Annotated in this window: 18 protein-coding genes; 10 read left to right on the forward strand and 8 right to left on the reverse strand. The window is 63.2% G+C overall.

Annotated features, from left to right (window positions below):
• Nucleotides 1-24 precede the first annotated feature (24 nt).
• The 8 genes from ACZ9HU_RS15195 to urtA form a co-directional block, all read right to left on the reverse strand.
• Complete coding sequence (locus ACZ9HU_RS15195) at nucleotides 25-1,356, reverse strand: agmatinase family protein (RefSeq protein WP_476106067.1); 1,332 nt, start codon at nucleotides 1,354-1,356, stop codon at nucleotides 25-27.
• On the reverse strand, nucleotides 1,356-2,831 hold the full coding sequence (locus tag ACZ9HU_RS15200; protein ID WP_476106068.1) for an agmatinase family protein: 1,476 nt from the start codon (nucleotides 2,829-2,831) through the stop codon (nucleotides 1,356-1,358). The genes ACZ9HU_RS15195 and ACZ9HU_RS15200 overlap by 1 nt, the downstream gene beginning before the upstream one ends.
• Nucleotides 2,832-2,934: 103 nt before the next feature.
• Nucleotides 2,935-3,726: a peptidyl-prolyl cis-trans isomerase gene (locus ACZ9HU_RS15205; protein WP_476106069.1), complete on the reverse strand. Its 792-nt coding sequence runs from the start codon at nucleotides 3,724-3,726 to the stop codon at nucleotides 2,935-2,937.
• A complete protein-coding gene (locus ACZ9HU_RS15210) occupies nucleotides 3,726-4,436 on the reverse strand; it encodes an ATP-binding cassette domain-containing protein (protein WP_476106070.1) in 711 nt (236 codons plus the stop codon). The genes ACZ9HU_RS15205 and ACZ9HU_RS15210 overlap by 1 nt, the downstream gene beginning before the upstream one ends.
• Entirely contained in the window at nucleotides 4,433-5,188 is a 756-nt protein-coding gene (gene urtD, locus ACZ9HU_RS15215) for an urea ABC transporter ATP-binding protein UrtD (RefSeq protein WP_476106071.1), read from the reverse strand. Before urtD ends, ACZ9HU_RS15210 begins: the two co-directional genes overlap by 4 nt.
• On the reverse strand, nucleotides 5,185-6,198 hold the full coding sequence (gene urtC / locus ACZ9HU_RS15220; protein WP_476106072.1) for an urea ABC transporter permease subunit UrtC: 1,014 nt from the start codon (nucleotides 6,196-6,198) through the stop codon (nucleotides 5,185-5,187). Before urtC ends, urtD begins: the two co-directional genes overlap by 4 nt.
• Entirely contained in the window at nucleotides 6,191-7,072 is an 882-nt protein-coding gene (gene urtB, locus ACZ9HU_RS15225) for an urea ABC transporter permease subunit UrtB (RefSeq protein ID WP_476106073.1), read from the reverse strand. Before urtB ends, urtC begins: the two co-directional genes overlap by 8 nt.
• A 5-nt stretch (nucleotides 7,073-7,077) precedes the next feature.
• The gene (urtA, locus tag ACZ9HU_RS15230) at nucleotides 7,078-8,301 is read right to left on the reverse strand and encodes an urea ABC transporter substrate-binding protein (protein ID WP_476106074.1); all 1,224 of its coding nucleotides are present in this window, start codon (nucleotides 8,299-8,301) and stop codon (nucleotides 7,078-7,080) included.
• Nucleotides 8,302-8,459: 158 nt separating this feature from the next.
• Between urtA and ACZ9HU_RS15235 the strand changes: the two genes are divergently transcribed.
• From ACZ9HU_RS15235 to ureG, 10 genes are all read left to right on the forward strand, one after another.
• Complete coding sequence (locus ACZ9HU_RS15235; protein ID WP_476106075.1) at nucleotides 8,460-9,302, forward strand: peptidyl-prolyl cis-trans isomerase; 843 nt, start codon at nucleotides 8,460-8,462, stop codon at nucleotides 9,300-9,302.
• Nucleotides 9,286-10,278, forward strand: coding sequence for a HupE/UreJ family protein (locus ACZ9HU_RS15240; RefSeq protein WP_476106076.1), 993 nt, complete (start codon nucleotides 9,286-9,288; stop codon nucleotides 10,276-10,278). The genes ACZ9HU_RS15235 and ACZ9HU_RS15240 overlap by 17 nt, the downstream gene beginning before the upstream one ends.
• Nucleotides 10,279-10,300: 22 nt before the next feature.
• The gene (locus tag ACZ9HU_RS15245; RefSeq protein WP_476106077.1) at nucleotides 10,301-11,809 is read left to right on the forward strand and encodes an agmatinase family protein; all 1,509 of its coding nucleotides are present in this window, start codon (nucleotides 10,301-10,303) and stop codon (nucleotides 11,807-11,809) included.
• 69 nt (nucleotides 11,810-11,878) lie between these two features.
• The gene (locus ACZ9HU_RS15250) at nucleotides 11,879-12,727 is read left to right on the forward strand and encodes an urease accessory protein UreD (protein ID WP_476106078.1); all 849 of its coding nucleotides are present in this window, start codon (nucleotides 11,879-11,881) and stop codon (nucleotides 12,725-12,727) included.
• A 12-nt stretch (nucleotides 12,728-12,739) separates the two neighbouring features.
• Entirely contained in the window at nucleotides 12,740-13,042 is a 303-nt protein-coding gene (locus tag ACZ9HU_RS15255) for an urease subunit gamma (protein ID WP_476106079.1), read from the forward strand.
• Nucleotides 13,043-13,053: 11 nt separating this feature from the next.
• A complete protein-coding gene (locus ACZ9HU_RS15260) occupies nucleotides 13,054-13,368 on the forward strand; it encodes an urease subunit beta (RefSeq protein ID WP_476106080.1) in 315 nt (104 codons plus the stop codon).
• 1 nt (nucleotide 13,369) lies between these two features.
• A complete protein-coding gene (ureC, locus tag ACZ9HU_RS15265; RefSeq protein ID WP_476106081.1) occupies nucleotides 13,370-15,079 on the forward strand; it encodes an urease subunit alpha in 1,710 nt (569 codons plus the stop codon).
• An 11-nt stretch (nucleotides 15,080-15,090) separates the two neighbouring features.
• Nucleotides 15,091-15,594, forward strand: a complete 504-nt coding sequence (locus tag ACZ9HU_RS15270; protein ID WP_476106082.1) for an urease accessory protein UreE — start codon at nucleotides 15,091-15,093, stop codon at nucleotides 15,592-15,594.
• The gene (locus ACZ9HU_RS15275; protein ID WP_476106083.1) at nucleotides 15,521-16,264 is read left to right on the forward strand and encodes an urease accessory protein UreF; all 744 of its coding nucleotides are present in this window, start codon (nucleotides 15,521-15,523) and stop codon (nucleotides 16,262-16,264) included. Before ACZ9HU_RS15270 ends, ACZ9HU_RS15275 begins: the two co-directional genes overlap by 74 nt.
• Complete coding sequence (gene ureG, locus ACZ9HU_RS15280) at nucleotides 16,261-16,890, forward strand: urease accessory protein UreG (protein ID WP_476106084.1); 630 nt, start codon at nucleotides 16,261-16,263, stop codon at nucleotides 16,888-16,890. Before ACZ9HU_RS15275 ends, ureG begins: the two co-directional genes overlap by 4 nt.
• The last annotated feature ends 3 nt before the right edge of the window (nucleotides 16,891-16,893 follow it).

Genomic DNA, 16,893 nt, shown 5'->3' on the forward strand with positions numbered 1-16,893 from the left:
CGCCCTTTGCCCGCCGGAGGCAGATCACCGCCCCACCCCCAATTTCCTCTGCGCCATGCCGGTCAAACAGGCGTGGAGGATGTAATTGGCGTTCTGCGCACTGCGATAGGACACATCCAGCACGGGGGCGGTATCGAGCAGTTCAAACCCCACCACCTGCGCCGAGGCACAGACCGAGCGCACCAGCGGCACCGCCTCGCGCATGGTCAGGCCATAGGGCACCGGACGGCCCGCGCCCGCGGCATAGGCCGGGTCCAGCACCGATATGTCGAAGGAGACAAAGACCTTGCCCGGCCCCGCCCTGACCGCCGAGGCGACCTTGCCCGCGACCGCTTCCCAGCCGTCCTTTTCGATCCGCTCCATGCCCAGCATGGTCACGCCTGATGCCGCCATCCGCGCGCTGTCGGCATTGGATGTTTCCGGGCCGCGTGTGCCGACCTGCACCACTTGCCGACCGGTGATGACGCCATCGGACAGCAGGCGGCGCAGGGATTGGTTGTCGGAATGGAAATGCTCGGACGTATCCTCCGCCTCGGCATGGGCGTCGAATTGGACGAGGGTAAAGCTGCCCTTGCCATAGGCGTCGGTCATGGCGGCCACATCGGGATACATCAGCGCGTGATCACCCCCCACTATAAAGGGCGCCGCCCCCGTCCCCGCCACGTCGCGCAGCATGAAGCGGACGTGGTCGATGCTGCGCTCCACGCTCATGTAATCAATCGCCAGATCGCCAAAATCGGCCAGAGACAGCACCGTCGCCGGGTCCACCCCCGCCACCGGATCATTACCCACCAGCGCATCGGCCGAACGCAGGAACAACGGCCCATGTTTGCCATCGCGCCACCCGCTGGAAAAATCGAGGGGGATGCCGACAAAGGCCACCTCGACCTTGCCCGCGATCAGGTCTTCCTTGCGCACGGCCACCGGGGCGTGGGCAAAGGTGGGAATGCCGCCTTTCTGGAACATGTAATGGTCAAGGCTGATCGGTCCGGGCGCGCGGCGATATTCGTCCAGCATCGCCGGTTTCAGCGTGGTGGACGCATTGAACCCTGTCGCGCCGGGGTTCAGGGCAATCGCGCCGGCGTCTTTGCCGGGGTGAAAGGCGGCATCCTGCGCCACCTGCATCAAACTGTTGATATAGGCCGCGACATCCTCGTCCGACCGGGTGCGCAGCGCATCGGCCAGTTTCGCAGGCGTCAGATGAAAGGGTGCCAGCCGCGCCTCGTCCCCGGCAAAGGCCTGCGCGGCGGGGGGGAGTCTGGCGATCTTGCCCGCCACCTCTGGCGGAAAGACATAAGGCGCCGCGATGACAGGCTGGGCGGTCATCAGGGCCAGAGCAAGAGCAAGCCGGCGCATCACTTGTACTCCTTGCCCAGAGGCGCTTTGTAACTGGAGGAAAGCGGCGAGAGCCAGTGCGGCTTGGTCATCCCCTTTTTGTGCATGGCAATGCCCGCCAGACACGCATTGACCAGCACCGCGCTGTTATAGGCGGTCTTGTAACTGGTATCGAGATAGGGGGCGACCTCGACCAGATCGATGCCGACAATCTCGTTTTCCGCGCAAAGGCGGCGGAAAATCGGCTGCGCCTCGCGCATGGTCAATCCGCCCGGAACCGGCGTTCCCGTCCCCGGCATGAAGGCCGGGTCCAAAACGTCGATGTCGAAACTGATCCAGAGCTTATTGGTGTTGCGCTTGGCCTCGTTGACGGCGGCCTCCATCACCCGATCCCAGCCGATTTTCTCGACCTCGACCATCGTGTGGTAATTCATCCCCTGTTCGCGCATCCATTTGAATGTGTCGATGTCGGGGCCGCGCGCGCGCAACCCCACCTGTACGTAATTCTTGCCCAGAACATGCCCTTCATGGATCACGCGATAGACAGGTTGCCCATGGTCGATCAGGTGAACCCGGTCGGACCCCGCGTCATAATGCGAATCGAAATGGACAACCCCCACCGTACCCTTGCCATGCACATCGGCCATCGCGGCAAGGTTGGGATATTCAAGGCTATGGTCCCCGCCGATGACGATGGGGATGGCGCCGGTTCTGGCAATACTCGCCACTTCACGCCGGACATGGGCGACGCTGCGTTCGGTCGACAGGTTGTCGATGGCGATGTCGCCGTAATCGGCAATCCGCAGCGCCTGTGTCGGGTTGATCATGGAATACATGTCATTGCCAAAGGCCGATGGCGCGCCAAACGACGTGCGCACGCCCAGCGGCCCGTTCTTCGCATCGCGCCACCCGCTGCCCATATCCAGCGGTGCGCCGACAATTGCCACCTGCACCTTGCCCGCGATCAGGTCTTCGGGCGTCAGGGCGACGGGGGCATTGGCAAAGGTGGGGATGCCGCTGCCATAGCCGGAGATATATTTGCCAAGGCTGATCGGGCCGGGTTCGCGTTTGGGGTTCAGGATCGAGGGGCGGGGCAGGGTCCATGCGTTGAACATGGGCGATGATGTGTCCAGAGCGATGCTGGCCCTGTCCCGGCCCGGTTTGAAATCGATCTGTTCTTTCAGCGACACCAGCGCCGCGACATAATTGGCCACCTCCTTGGCGGACAGGCTTTCAAAGCGTTTGAACATCACCTCTGGCTTGACGATGCGCCGCGTCTCGCCCGATTTCAGGAAATCCATCTGTTCTTTGGTCAATTCGACCAGCTTGCCCTCGGCCTCCTTGGGAATGTCAATCGGCTTGGGGGGCGTTGGCTTGCGGGTGACGACCGCGGGGTCTTCACCGATCTCGATCACGCCCGCCTGCTGGGCAATGGCCACGCCCGCCAGAATCGCCCCGCCCGCCATCAGGCTCCAGCCTATTGCAGCTCTGCTCACGCGTATGTCCCCCAAAGCCAAAAGAATCTTTTGACGATCGTCCGAAAAATTGACCTATCGCCGCACGCGCGCGAATGGGGCGTTTGACGTAGCGGGGCGGGTTTCAGCCCTTTTCCCGCCCTTCGACATGGATGTCATAGCCCTGACGCAGCTTGCCCAGCGCGCTTTCCAATGCGCGATTGGCCTGCGCCGTGATCCAGTCCTGTCGCACCAGATCACGCACATCGGCATAGGAGCGTGGGGCGGGCGCAAAACGAGCGTTGACACGCACGAAATGGGCGCCGCGCTGCGACATCACGGGGCCTGCCCATTGGCCCACCGGCTGTTTTCGGATCGCGTCCAGAAAGCCCAGGCCGAACATGCCCGAAATCATGCTTTCGCCATAACGAGGCATTTGCCGCCCCATCCAGAAATCATCGCCCGCGACACCCCGCCCCGCCCGCAATTGCGCCAGAACCCGCGCCGGATCGGCGGGGGGCCGCGCAAAATAGATCTGGTCGAAACTGATCGCCGGTTCGACGACATAGGCCCCGGCATGCTCGGCATAAAAGGCCAGCAGATCATCCTCGCCTGGTTCGGCGGGGTGGGGGGCCAATTCCATGCGCATCCGCTCGATAATCCGCTCGCGTATGGCGCGGTCGGACAGATGCAGCCCCCGCCGCACCCCTTCGGCCAGCAGGACTTCGTCATCCACCTCGCGCCGGATCAGCTTTTGCTTCTCGGCCTCGCCGGGCTGATGGCCCGCCATGGCGGCATAGTCGGACGCCATGGCCGCCTGCGCCGCAGCGGACAGGTCGATGCGGTTTTCCCGATGCCCGAACGCCTGCCATCCGCCGAACAGCGCCACGCCCGCCACCGCAAACCACAGCAACGGATCGCGCAACCATGCGCGCATCAGATCTGCACCAAATGCGCCACATCCGCCGCGCTTTTATCCGCCACCGCGCCGGTCTCGATGATCCGCCCGCCCTGCATCGCGGCATAGCGGTCGGCAAAGCGCCAGACGAAATCGAGATATTGTTCGACCACCAGCACCGTCATGCCCAATTCATCGCGCACCCGCACCAGCGCCGCCTCGATCTGCTGCACCACATTGGGCTGGATCCCCTCTGTCGGTTCGTCCAGCAGTAGCAGGCGCGGCCCGCCCGCCAACGCACGGGCGATGGCCAATTGCTGCTGCTCTCCGCCCGACAGGAAACCGGCGGCGCGCCCCCGGATTTCGGCCAGTTTGGGGAAAAGTTCGAAAAGGTAATCGGGCAGACGCGCCCTGCCCCCCGCCGCATTGCCCCCCGCCGCCGAAAGGCCGGTTTCCAGATTTTCCTGAACCGTCAATTGCGGAAAGACATGCCGCCCCTGCGGCACGAAACCGATCCCGGCGCGCGCACGGCCATGCGCGCTGGCGGGCACCGGCTCTCCGTCCAGCAGGATACGCCCCGTCGACCCCCGCGTGCCCATGATGGCGTGCAGCAAGGTCGTCTTGCCCACCCCGTTGCGCCCGATCAGCGCCATCACCTCACCCCTGGCCAAGGTCAGGTCGATGTCCCACAACACCTGACTTTGCCCATAGGCCGCGCAAAGGCCCGCAATGTCGAGCAGCCCGCTCATGCCCCATGCCCCAGATAGACCGCCGCCACCGCCGGATCGGCGCGCACCTCGGCAATCGACCCCTGACACAGGAATTTGCCCTGATGCATCACCGTCACCTTGGCGTTGAGTTGCTCGACAAAGCTCATGTCATGGTCGATCACCAACACCGTATGATCCGCCCCAAGGCCCCGGATCAGTTCCGCCGTGCGCCGCGTTTCGGCCGGCCCCATGCCCGCCGTCGGTTCGTCCAGCAGGATGAGTTCGGCCCCCGTCGCCAGCACCATGCCGATTTCCAGCCATTGCTTTTGCCCATGCGCCAATTCCCCGGCGGGCATATCGGCCAGATCGGACAGGCCCACTTGCATCAGGATCGCCTCGACATTTTCGCGTTCGGAGGCGGGAATGCCAAAGCCCAGACTTTTCCACCAGCGCCGGTCCTTGCGCGCGGCCAGAGCCACATTGTCCCGCACGCTCAACGTGGGCAGGACGCCGGGCGCCTGAAACTTGCGGCAAATGCCGCGCGCGACGATGTCCTGTTCGGGCATACGCTGGATCTCTTCGCCGCGAAACACCACGCGGCCCGATGTCGGGCGCACCCGCCCGATGATCGTGTCGCACAGGGTCGATTTGCCCGCGCCATTGGGGCCGATCACCACCCGCACTTCGCCCCGGCCCAGCGTCAGGGAAAAGCCGTCGAGCGCCTTGAAGCCGGAATAATCGACCACCACCCCGTCAACGGCCAGCAGCAGGTCATGGGTCGCCTCGCTCATGTGCCGACCTTTCGTGCTGATGCCCATTTCAGACCCGCCAGCCCCTGCGGCAACATCGTGACCACAAGGATAAAGGCCATGCCCATCGCATAGGGCCATGCCGCGGGCATCACGCTGGAAATTGCGTCCCGCGCCAGATTGACCGCCAGCGCCCCGACAATTGCGCCGGGCAGGCTCATCCGCCCGCCGATCGCCACCCAGACCACCATCTCGATCGATGGCACCACCCCGATCAACGCGGGCGAAATCACCCCCGCATGCAACGTGAACAAGGCCCCGCCCAGCGCCGAAAGCATCGCGGCCACGGCAAAGGCCACCACCTTGAACGGCACCGGATCATAACCCAGAAACCGCACCCGGTTTTCCCCGTCTCGCGCCGCGCGCAACAACATGCCAAAGCGCGAGGCCAGCAGCGCCCTCACCCCGACGAAGGCAGCCACCAGCAAAGCCAGCGTCAGCCAGTATAGCCCGCGCCCCACCATGGGATCGGAAAAATAGAACCCAAACAAGGATGTGAAATTGGTGAGGCCGTTAAACCCCCCCGTCACATCCTGTCGGCTGATGATCAACGTGGCAAAGGCCAGCGCCAGTGCCTGTGTGATCAGCGAGAAATAGGTGCCCGACACCCGCCGGTGAAACACCGCCCAGCCAAACCCCGCCGCCAACAATCCCGGCACGACCAACGCCGCGACAATCGCAAAGGCGCCCGATTGGAACGGCACCCACCATATCGGCAAGGTCTCCCGCCCGCTCCACACCATGAAATCGGGAATTTCGCCCATGGGCAGATCGGCCAGTTTGATGTGCATGGCAATGGCATAGCCGCCAAGGCCAAAGAACACCCCCTGACCCAGCGACAAGATGCCGCCATGCCCCCATGTCAACGCAATGCCCAGCGCCACGATTCCCATGGCCAGAAAGCGCGCCAGCAGATTGGTCGAATAATCCGACAGCACCAGCGGCATCACCGCCCCGGCCAGCAACAGCGCCCAAGGTGCAAATCTACGCATCAAGCGCCCTCGACTTGACGGAAACCACCCCTTGCGGGCGGATCTGGATGAACAGGACGACAAAGATCAGCAGCAGCATCTGCGCCACCGACACATCGACAAAAACCTGCGCCAGCGCGACGAAAAGCCCCAACACCACGGCGGCCACGCATGTGCCGACAATCGAGCCAAGCCCCCCCATCACCACCACCAGAAAGGCGGGAATAATATAGGATTGTCCGACATTGGGCGTCACCGGCCCCAACAGCGCCAGCATGACCCCGGCCAGACCCGCAATGCCCGACCCAAGGCAGAAGACCACCAGATCAACCCGCCCCACATCAATGCCGCAGGCCGATGCCATCATCCGGTCCTGATTGACCGCGCGCACCAACAGGCCGATCCGCGTATAGCGCAGGATCAGACTCAGCCCGCCCAGAACCAGCAAAGCGACAAGGATTATGAACAGCCGGGTGGTGGGCAGCAAAACTGCCCCCAGCGCCACGCCACCACCCAGCCATTCGGGTGCGCGAACCTCGACGCCAATGGCACCGAAAATATCGCGCGCCCCCTGTTGCACGACGAGACTTGCCCCCCAAGTCGCCAGCAACGTATCGAGCGGCCTTGCCGACAAACGCCTTATCAGCGCGCCTTGCACCAGTGCCCCCACCAGTGCGGCGCCCACAAAGGCAACCGGCATCGCCACCACGATTCCCAACGGCCCCGGCACCACCTGCAAGGTGAGATAGGCCAGATAACCGCCCAACATCAGCATTTCGCCATGCGCCATGTTGATCACGCGCATCAGCCCGAACGACAGCGCCAAGCCCAGCGCCGCCAACAGATACAACGAGGCCAGCGAAGCCCCGTTGAAAAGTTGCGCCAGAAACAGCACGCCGGTTAAAGCTTGCAGACCTTGCCCGGAAAGGCAACCGGATCATAGGGTTCGGGCGAAATATCCTTGCCGCTGTCGGCGATGATCTCGAATTGACCATCGGCCTTCAACTTACCGATATAGGCTTTCTGGATCAGGCTCTGGTTCGGGGCAAAAGAGACCATGCCCATGGGCGTCGAAAAGGCGCCCAGTCCCGCCACCGCCTTGCGCACGGCCTGCGGGTCAAAGGATGCGGCCTTTTCCACCGCCGCTTTCCACGCGTAAACGTCCAGATAGCCGTGGATCATCGGATCGGTGATGGCCGCATCGGCGCCATATTTCTTTCGATAGGCGTCAATGAATTTGGCGTTTTCCGCGCCCGGCAGGCTCTGGAAATAGTTCCAGCTGGCATAGGATCCCTCGACCAGAGCGGTACCCATGGCCTGGGCCTCCTGTTCACCGATGGAAAAGCTCATGACCGGAATCTTTTTGGGGTCCAGCCCGGCCGCCGCCATCTGTTTGAAAAAGGCGACGTTGGAATCGCCGTTCAATGTGTTGATGATGATCGCGGGTTTGGCCTGTGCGATTTTGGCGATCACGCCGGAAAAATCGGTGCCCCCCAACGGCACATAGCTTTCGCCCAGAACGGTCAGCCCATCCTTCTCAATATGCTTTTTCAGGATCAGATTGGCCGTGCGCGGATAGACATAATCGCTGCCGATCAGGAAGAAGGTCTTGTACCCCTGCTTCACCGCCCATTCCAGCGCGGGCAGAGCCTGCTGGTTGGGCTGGGCGCCCGAGTACATGATGCTCTGCGAACATTCATTGCCCTCGAACTGGACCGGATACCACAACAGGTTCCTGGTCCGCTCGAACACCGGCAACATCGCCTTGCGGCTTGCCGAAGTCCAGCCGCCGAACACCGTGACGGCATGGTCGCTCTCGATCAGCTTGGACGCCTTTTGCGCAAAGGTCGAAGGATCGGACGCGCCATCCTCGATCACGGCATTGATCTTTTTGCCCAACACGCCGCCGCTGGCATTGATCTCCTCGATCGCCAGCATTTCGGCGTTTTTGACCGTGATTTCCGAAATCGCCATCGTGCCGGTCAGCGATTGCAGCACGCCCACCGAAACGCCGTCACCCGCAGGCGCATCGCCCCCGCCCTTGCACGCCGCCAACACCACCGCGACGCCCGCCAAAAGCAAGCCCTGTTTCGCCCTATTCCACGTTTGAACGGAGATCGTCATCCAAGCCCCCTGCCTGAATCCTCTGATGCGCCAGAGGCTATCCCCCGAAAGGCTATCCCAAGCCCTTTGACCAACCATTCGTCATTTGACGTAGGATGTTGCGGCCCGTTTGCGGGTTACAAAATCCCGGCAAAAGCTGGCGATCGGGGGGCCGAGGGGTGGCGACAGGCAAGGTTATGGGCTGGCTCGATGGGGCCGGGCAATTCAAACGCAAGGTGGCATGGAAAAAGGCGTTGCGTGATCCGCTGGTGATCTGCGCGGGCGTCGGTGCCTTGCTGTTTGCCGCCTATGCCGGGGTGGAGGCATGGCGCCATCCGCCAATCGCCTATACGCCCGCCATGGCCGCCAGCGACGCCGCCGAATTCGAGGCCGCGACCGGCCGCCGCCCCAATCCGGGCGAGGCAGCGAAGATGAAATCCGACTGGATCGCGGATGAATTGCTGTTCCGCGAGGCTTTGGCCCGCCATGTCGAATTGACCGATCCGGAAATCCGCAAAAGGATGATCGACAAACAACGCTATGCCATTGCGGGCGCGCCGGGTGATCCGGGCGAGGAAGATCTGGTCGATTTCTATGCCACGCATCAGGACCGATACCGCGCCGAACCGCGTATCAGCATGGCGCAGGTCTATTTCGCCGCCCCGCCGCGTGATGGCGCGGATATTCTGGCCCGGCTGAACCGGGGTGAAGCGGTCAAGGGCGACGATTTCTGGATGGGCAGCCGCCTGCCCGATTACGGATTTTCCATGCTGCGCGGCCTGTTTGGTCAGAGCGTCCTGAACGCATTGCAGAACGCGCCAACGGGGCGCTGGATCGGGCCTTTGGCCGGCCCGCGCGGCTATCACTTCGTGTTGAAACAGGGCCAAAGCCCCGCCCGCCGTCTGAGCTTTGGCGAGGTGCGGGCGCAGGTGGCGCAGGATTGGGCGATGGATCAGACCGCCCGCGCCGTGAATGCCCATATCGCCCAATTGCAGGAGAAATATGATGTCGCGGATCGTTAAAGCGCTGTTTTTCCTGCTGCTGGCCATACCTGGTCTGGCGCGGGCGGATATTTTCCTGGGCGCCGATGTCGCCCTGTCGCGGGCCGAAGCGGCAACAGGCGAACATGCCTATGACCTCTCGATCAACCTGCCCCAATCGCTGGCGCGGCCCGGCGATGTGACATTGCCCGATGGTTGCCATCAGACCGCCATGACGCGTCAAGGCGTGGGCGCCAATGTCCAGATCGCCATCAGCTTTTCCTGCAACCGCGCCTTTCGCCCCGATGATGTGATCGCAACGCCGTGGAAGGTCGATGGCGCGCGTTTCTCCAGCTCGGTTCTGGGCGCGGGCGTCGATCGCAGCCTTTCGGGCGGCGACACAGGCCTTGTCCTGCCCGTGGGCGAAGCGGCGGCCAGCGCCCGCTCGATCGGTGACATCGCCCGCGCATTCATGATGCAGGGCGTGTGGCATATCTGGATGGGTTGGGACCATCTGTGCTTTGTCCTGTGCCTTGCCTTGCTGGCACGCGGGCGACAGCTTGTGTCGCTGATCACGGCCTTCACGCTGGGCCATTCGCTGTCGCTGGGGCTGGCCTTTTTCGATCTGGTCCATGCGCCTGTACCCCCGGTGGAGGCGGCCATCGCCCTGTCCATCACCTTTATGGCGCGAGAGGCGCTGATGGCGCTGCGCGGTGTGACCCATGGTTTTGCGCGCCATGTCACGGTGGTTTCCGCCTTTGGCCTGCTGCACGGGCTGGGTTTTGCCACGGTGCTGGGCGAATTGGGCGTGGCGCAGGGGGAGAAGATGCCGGCGCTGCTGTTCTTCAATCTGGGCGTGGAATGCGGACAATTGCTGTTTGTGGGCGCGCTGCTGCTGACCTTTTCCAGCCTGTCGCGAGTGGGGGCGGACCGGCCGATGCGTCTGGCCGCGCTCTATGGTGCGGGCATGATCGGCGCTTTCTGGATGTGTGAGCGCGTGGCGGGTTTTGTCGCCTGAAACCGGGAATGGGGGGATTTCCATGAGCTTTAAACATATCTGCATCGCCGCACTGATGATCGCGGCCAGCGCCACCGCCATTTCGGTCAGCGCCGATCCCGAACGCCCCACCCCTCCGGCATGGCTGGAGGGCAAGCTCAAGACGCTACCCAAGGAAAAGCGCGAATTCCTGTTGTCGGACAAGGCCGAGGGCATCGTCGGCAGCTGGGACAAGCTGTTGATGCGGTTGAAGGATAAGAATGCCAAGGAAATCGAGGCCTATGCCGATGGCATGATGGAATTGGTCGAAGCGGGCAAATTCAAACCGGGCCGCGATCTGGAGGCCGAATATTTCGACACCAGCGCCGAGGGCTACAACAACTGGAAATTGCGCCGCCCGGCTTTTCTGGACCCCAAGCGTGACCCTGGCCCGATCAACCTGTCCTATTATCAGCGCGGCGGCGGGGGCGGCGGCACCGGGGGTGTTTATGCGGGCGGCATCGCCACTTTCGCAGGCGCGCCGGTGGCGGTCTATCCCGAAGATCTGGTCGCGGGCAAAGTGGATGTGGCGATGGTCGGCGCGCCGCTGGACATGGGTTCGGGCTATCGCGGGGCCAAGGGCGGCCCCAACGCCATGCGCAGCCAATATGGCGCGGGCGGCATCGACATGTACACGCTGGTCGATCCTTCGGCGGTCCTCAATCTGGCCGATGCGGGCGATATTGCCATCGACAACATGAGCACCGAGCGCAGCGTCCAGCATGTGCGCGAACGCGTGGCGCAAATCGCGCGGACCGGGGCCATCCCCTTCATCATCGGTGGCGACCACAGCCTTGAATATGCCGATACCGCGGGCCTTGCCGATGTACATGGCAAGGCCAGTTTCGGGGTCGTCCATTTCGATTCGCATTACGATGCGGGGCGCGGGCGCGACCATTTCCTGACCCATGGCGCACCGGTTTATCGCACGATCAAGGAAGGCCATGTCGCGGGCAAGAACTATATTCAGGTCGGCCTGCGCGGCCCATGGCCCAGCGCGGAAGGATTCGAATGGATGCGCAACAATGGCATCCGCTATCACGCAATGCCCGAAATCGAGAAAAACGGCTGGGCCGCCACGATGGAGCGCGCGTTGAAAGAGGCGCGTGAGGGCAATAAAAAGCTCTATGTCTCGTTTGACGTGGACGTTCTGGACCCGGCCTTTGAACCGGGAACGGGCACGCCGGTGCCGGGTGGGTTAACCATGCGCGAGGCCATTCCCATTGTGCGCCGCCTGTGTGCGGAAAACGATCTGGTGGGCTTTGAAATCGTCGAACTGGCCCCGATCCTTGACCCCACCTATCGCAGCGCGCTTAACGCCAATTTCATCATGCATGCCTGTCTGACGGGTGTGGCCATGCGCAAAAAGGGCATCAGCGACCCCAATTACCTGTCCCCGTTAACCACCGATCATGGCCAGCCGGGCGCCTATGAGGCCGCGCTGAAAGCCGACAAGGCGGAAAAGATCGACCCCAATTTCGGCCCCCATCCCAAACCAGCGGGCACGAAATAACCCCTGCGTGATCTTGCGCAAAACCGATACGTCAAACCACTCATGGCGTGGGACAACAGGGCGCGCATCATGGATGCAATGAACATGAACCCCGCCATCAATAGGACGCGCCATCAAAGGCTTTCGGGCCATGCACGCGTTCTGTTCGGGGCCAATGGCATTGCCGATATCTATCAACGTGCGCCTTCGCGCCTGTTGTTTCCGGTGGCGGGCGCGGGGGAATTTCCGCTGGCCGTATCGCTGACCACCAGCGGGGGCCTGACGGGCGGCGACCATGTGCGGGTGGAAATCGGCGTGGCGGCGGGGGCCTGCGGCACGGTTTCGACACAGGCGGCTGAAAAGCTCTATCGCGTGTTGCCCGAAGACCCCGACATTCGGGTAGAAACCAGTATTACCGTGGGTGACGCGGGCCGCTGTGAATGGCTGGGACAGGAAGCGATCCTGTTTGAAGGCACGCGCCTGCGCCGCCGTCTGGACGCCGATCTGGCGGGCACGGGCGCCTTGCTGGCGGTCGAAACGCTGGTGCTGGGGCGCAGCGCGATGGGTGAGGCGTTTACACAAGGGCTGATCCATGACGCCTGGCGCATCCGGCGCGACGGGCGGCTGATCTGGGCCGACGGATTGCATGTGGCGGGCGATATTGCCGGGGCGGCGGCCCAGCCTTTCGGCTTTGCCGGAGCGCGGGCCATGGCCACGCTGATCTATGCCGGACCGGGGGCGGGCGATCATCTCGATCTGGCCCGCGATCTGGCCGATGGCCCCTTTGCCGGGGCCAGTTGCTTTGACGGGATCCTGCTGATGCGCTGGATCGCGGATGATGCGCAAAACCTGCGGGGGCGGGTGATGCGGGCAGTATGTGCCATGCGCGCGGCAGTCTTTGGCCTGCCCGCGCAATTGCCGGCGCTTTGGACATGTTAAGGGGGATGGTCCATGCAATTGACGCCACGGGAGAAGGACAAGCTGCTTGTCGCGATGGCCGCGATGGTGGCGCGCGGCCGGCTCGAACGCGGGGTGCGGCTTAATCATCCCGAAGCCATCGCATTGATCACCGAACATGTCGTCGAAGGCGCGCGTGACGGCAAATCCGTGGCTGATCTGATGGCCAGCGGCGGCCATGTCATCACCCGCGATCAGGTGATGGAAGGCATTGCCGAAATGATCCACGAGATTCAGGTCGAAGCCACCTTTCCCGACGGCACCAAGCTGGTGACCGTCCACAAGCCGATCCGGTGAGCGTGATGGGCATGTCCAAAATCATTCCGGGCGAAATCATCCCCGCGCCGGGCAACATCCTTCTCAACGAAGGGCGCATCGCCATCACGCTGACCGTCGCCAACACCGGCGACCGCCCGGTACAGGTGGGCAGCCATTATCACTTTGCCGAGGTCAACCCAGCGCTGGATTTCGACCGGGCCGCCGCACGCGGCATGCGGCTCGACATTGCCAGCGGCACCGCGATCCGTTTCGAACCCGGACAGTCGCGCGAGATCCGCCTGATCCCCTATGCCGGTGCGCGTCGGGTCATTGGGTTTCGCGGCGCCGTGATGGGGGATCTGTAACATGCCGGTGTCCATCCCCCGCGCCAACTATGTCGCCATGTTCGGGCCGACGGTGGGCGACCGTATCCGGCTGGGCGATTCGGCGCTGCTGATCCGGGTCGAACGCGATTTCACCACCTATGGCGAGGAGGTGAAATTCGGCGGCGGCAAGGTGATCCGCGACGGCATGGGCCAATCCCAGATGACGCGGGCCGATGGCGCGCCCGACACGGTCATCACCAATGCCGTGATCCTTGACCATTGGGGCGTGGTCAAAGCCGACATCGCCATCCGCGATGGCCGGATCAGCGCCATCGGCAAGGCGGGCAATCCCGACACTCAACCCGGCGTGACCATCCCCATCGGCCCCGGCACCGAAATCATTGCGGGCGAAGGGCGGATCATCACGGCGGGCGGGATCGACGCCCATATCCATTTCATCTGTCCGCAACAGGTCGAAGATGCGCTGAACTCGGGCATCACCACGATGCTGGGCGGGGGCACGGGGCCGGCGCATGGCACGCTGGCCACCACATGCACGCCGGGCGCATGGCATATCGGGCGGATGCTGCAATCGCTCGAATCGCTGCCGATGAATTTCGGCCTGTTCGGCAAGGGCAACGCCAGCCACCCCGCCGCGCTGGAGGAAATGATCCGCGCGGGGGCCTGCGGGCTCAAACTGCACGAGGATTGGGGCACCACGCCTGCGGCCATCGATTGCTGTCTGTCGGTGGCCGATGATTACGACATTCAGGTCACGCTGCACACCGACACTCTTAATGAAAGCGGCTTTGTCGAAAGCACGATTGACGCGTTCAAAGGGCGCACCATCCACGCATTCCATACCGAGGGTGCGGGCGGAGGCCATGCGCCCGACATCATCCGCGTCGCGGGCCTGCCCCATGTGTTGCCGTCGTCGACCAATCCGACGCGGCCCTATACGGTCAACACGCTGGACGAACATCTCGACATGCTGATGGTGTGCCACCACCTCGACCCGCGCATTGCCGAGGATGTGGCCTTTGCCGAAAGCCGGATCCGCCGCGAAACCATTGCGGCGGAGGATATCCTGCACGACCTTGGCGCGTTTTCGATGATGTCGTCCGACAGTCAGGCGATGGGGCGCGTGGGCGAAACGATCATCCGCTGCTGGCAAACCGCGCATAAGATGAAGGTGCAGCGCGGGAGCCTGGCGGGCGATGGGGACGATGACAACAACCGGGCGCGGCGCTATATCGCCAAATATACGATCAACCCGGCCATCGCCCATGGCATTTCGCATGTCGTCGGATCGGTCGAGGTGGGCAAACTGGCCGATCTGGTGCTGTGGTCGCCCGCCTTCTTTGCCGCCAAACCCGATATGATCATCAAGGGCGGCAGCATCGCCGCCGCGCCGATGGGCGATCCCAATGCCTCGATCCCGACGCCCCAGCCGGTGCATTACCGCCCGATGTTCGGCGCACTGGGCCGGGCGGGGGTGCAATCCTCGCTGCATTTCGTGTCCGCCGCCGGGGTGGCCGAGGGGATTGCGGAACGTCTGGGTCTGGAACGCCCGTTGGAGGCCGTCACCAACACGCGAGGCGGGATTTCCAAGGCGTCGATGATCCACAATGCCGCCTTGCCCCATATCGAGGTCGATCCCGAAACCTATGAAGTGCGCGCCGATGGCGAATTGCTGACCTGTGAACCGGCCAGCGAATTGCCCTTTGCCCAGCGTTATTTCCTGTTCTGAAAGGCCGCTTCTTGACCGATCTTGTTGCGCATGACGTTCTGCCCGCCGGATCATGGGACCGGGCGACGGCCTGCGACCATATCACGCTGGATTATGATGCGCGCCACCGCCGCCGCTATCGCTATATCGCGGATCATGGCACGGATTTCGTGCTGGATCTGCCGCGTGCGGTGCTGTTGCGCCATGGGGACGGGTTGCGCCTGTCCGATGGGCGTGTGGTGCTGGTTCAGGCCGTGCCCGAGGCGCTGATGCTGGTGCGCGCCTCCTCGCCGCTCGAACTGGTCAAATTGGCCTGGCACATCGGCAATCGTCACCTGACCGCCGAAATTCACGAGGATCATGTGCTGTTGCGCCGTGACGGGGTGATTTTCGACATGCTGGTCGGCCTGGGCGCGGATGTGTCGATGGTCGATGCACCCTTTACCCCCGAAGGCGGCGCCTATGCCGGGGATGAAGGGCACGATCATCATCACGACCATCATCACGATCACGGGCATCACCATCATGCTCACTGAAGGCGCGCTCCATCTCCTGCTGGCGTGGACATCGCCCTCGCTGCCCATTGGCGGCTATACCTATAGCCATGGGCTGGAAACCGCCGTTGAAACCGGCGCTGTGCGGCGCTGGGGCGAATTGGTCGATTACGCGGGCGCGGTGGTGGCGCATGGCGGTGGCTGGGTCGATGCTGTGTTAATCGCCCATGCGATGCGCGCCGCGCATGATCCCGCCGCGTTTGACGCCATCGCCGAATTGGCCACCGCATTCCGGTCGAGCAGCGAAACCGCGCTGGAAAGCCGCCAGCAGGGATCGGCCTTTCTGTCCGTCGTGCGCCGGGCGTGGCCGCATGCGGCGCTGGACGAATTTGCCGCGCGGTGGGGGGACCATCCGGTGGCCCATGGCGCGGTCTTTGCTCTGGCCTGCGCCGCGCATGGCGTGGGTGAAGTCGCCGCGATCCATGGGTTTTTGCATGCCACCGCGGCCAATCTGGTGTCTGCCGGAGTGCGTCTGGTGCCTTTGGGGCAAACCGACGGGCAATTGGCGATGGCGGCCCTGTCCACCCGCCTACCCGCGATTGTCGGGGCTGCGCTGTCCTGTCCGCTCGATGATCTGGGCACGGCGGCCCCGCTGCTTGAACTGGCCAGTTTTCATCACGAAACCCTTTATACAAGGCTGTTCCGCTCATGACTTCCGTAAATGGCCCTTTGCGCGTCGGTATCGGCGGCCCGGTGGGTTCGGGCAAAACCGCCCTGACCGACCGCCTGTGCAAGGCGATGCGCGATGCCTATAATATCGCGGCCATCACCAATGACATTTACACGCGCGAGGATGCCGAGTTTCTGACCCGTTCCGGCGCGCTGGTGCCCGAACGCATCATGGGGGTGGAAACGGGCGGTTGCCCCCACACCGCCATCCGCGAGGATGCCAGCATCAATCTGGCCGCGGTCGATGACATGGCCAAACGCTTTCCCGGGCTTGAGATCGTATTTATCGAGAGCGGCGGTGACAATCTGGCCGCGACCTTCAGCCCCGAACTGGCCGATATCACGATCTATGTCATCGACGTTTCGGCGGGCGACAAGATCCCGCGCAAGGGTGGCCCCGGCATTACACGCAGCGATCTTTTGGTCATCAACAAGATCGACCTTGCCCCTTTGGTGGGCGCCGATTTGGGCGTGATGGACCGCGATGCAAGGAAAATGCGCGGGGACCGGCCCTTTCTCTTTACCAATTTAAAGGACAACATCGGCCTTGCCGACATCATCGCCTTTATCGTGAAAACCGGCGGATTGCCGGGGCGCGACACGGTCTGAGGC

This window comes from Novosphingobium sp. Sphag1I (genome assembly GCF_056279125.1).

Excerpts from the sequence above, each read along its gene's own strand:
- ACZ9HU_RS15195 (WP_476106067.1), bottom strand. The coding sequence starts at position 1,356 with ATGCGCCGGCTTGCTCTTGCTCTGGCCCTGATGACCGCCCAGCCTGTC.
- ACZ9HU_RS15205 (WP_476106069.1), bottom strand. The coding sequence starts at position 3,726 with ATGCGCGCATGGTTGCGCGATCCGTTGCTGTGGTTTGCGGTGGCGGGC.
- ACZ9HU_RS15210 (WP_476106070.1), bottom strand. The coding sequence starts at position 4,436 with ATGAGCGGGCTGCTCGACATTGCGGGCCTTTGCGCGGCCTATGGGCAA.
- urtD (WP_476106071.1), bottom strand. The coding sequence starts at position 5,188 with ATGAGCGAGGCGACCCATGACCTGCTGCTGGCCGTTGACGGGGTGGTG.
- urtC (WP_476106072.1), bottom strand. The coding sequence starts at position 6,198 with ATGCGTAGATTTGCACCTTGGGCGCTGTTGCTGGCCGGGGCGGTGATG.
- urtA (WP_476106074.1), bottom strand. The coding sequence starts at position 8,301 with ATGACGATCTCCGTTCAAACGTGGAATAGGGCGAAACAGGGCTTGCTT.
- ACZ9HU_RS15240 (WP_476106076.1), top strand. The coding sequence starts at position 9,286 with ATGTCGCGGATCGTTAAAGCGCTGTTTTTCCTGCTGCTGGCCATACCT.
- ACZ9HU_RS15245 (WP_476106077.1), top strand. The coding sequence starts at position 10,301 with ATGAGCTTTAAACATATCTGCATCGCCGCACTGATGATCGCGGCCAGC.
- ACZ9HU_RS15250 (WP_476106078.1), top strand. The coding sequence starts at position 11,879 with ATGGATGCAATGAACATGAACCCCGCCATCAATAGGACGCGCCATCAA.
- ACZ9HU_RS15255 (WP_476106079.1), top strand. The coding sequence starts at position 12,740 with ATGCAATTGACGCCACGGGAGAAGGACAAGCTGCTTGTCGCGATGGCC.
- ACZ9HU_RS15260 (WP_476106080.1), top strand. The coding sequence starts at position 13,054 with ATGTCCAAAATCATTCCGGGCGAAATCATCCCCGCGCCGGGCAACATC.
- ureC (WP_476106081.1), top strand. The coding sequence starts at position 13,370 with ATGCCGGTGTCCATCCCCCGCGCCAACTATGTCGCCATGTTCGGGCCG.
- ACZ9HU_RS15275 (WP_476106083.1), top strand. The coding sequence starts at position 15,521 with ATGCCGGGGATGAAGGGCACGATCATCATCACGACCATCATCACGATC.
- ureG (WP_476106084.1), top strand. The coding sequence starts at position 16,261 with ATGACTTCCGTAAATGGCCCTTTGCGCGTCGGTATCGGCGGCCCGGTG.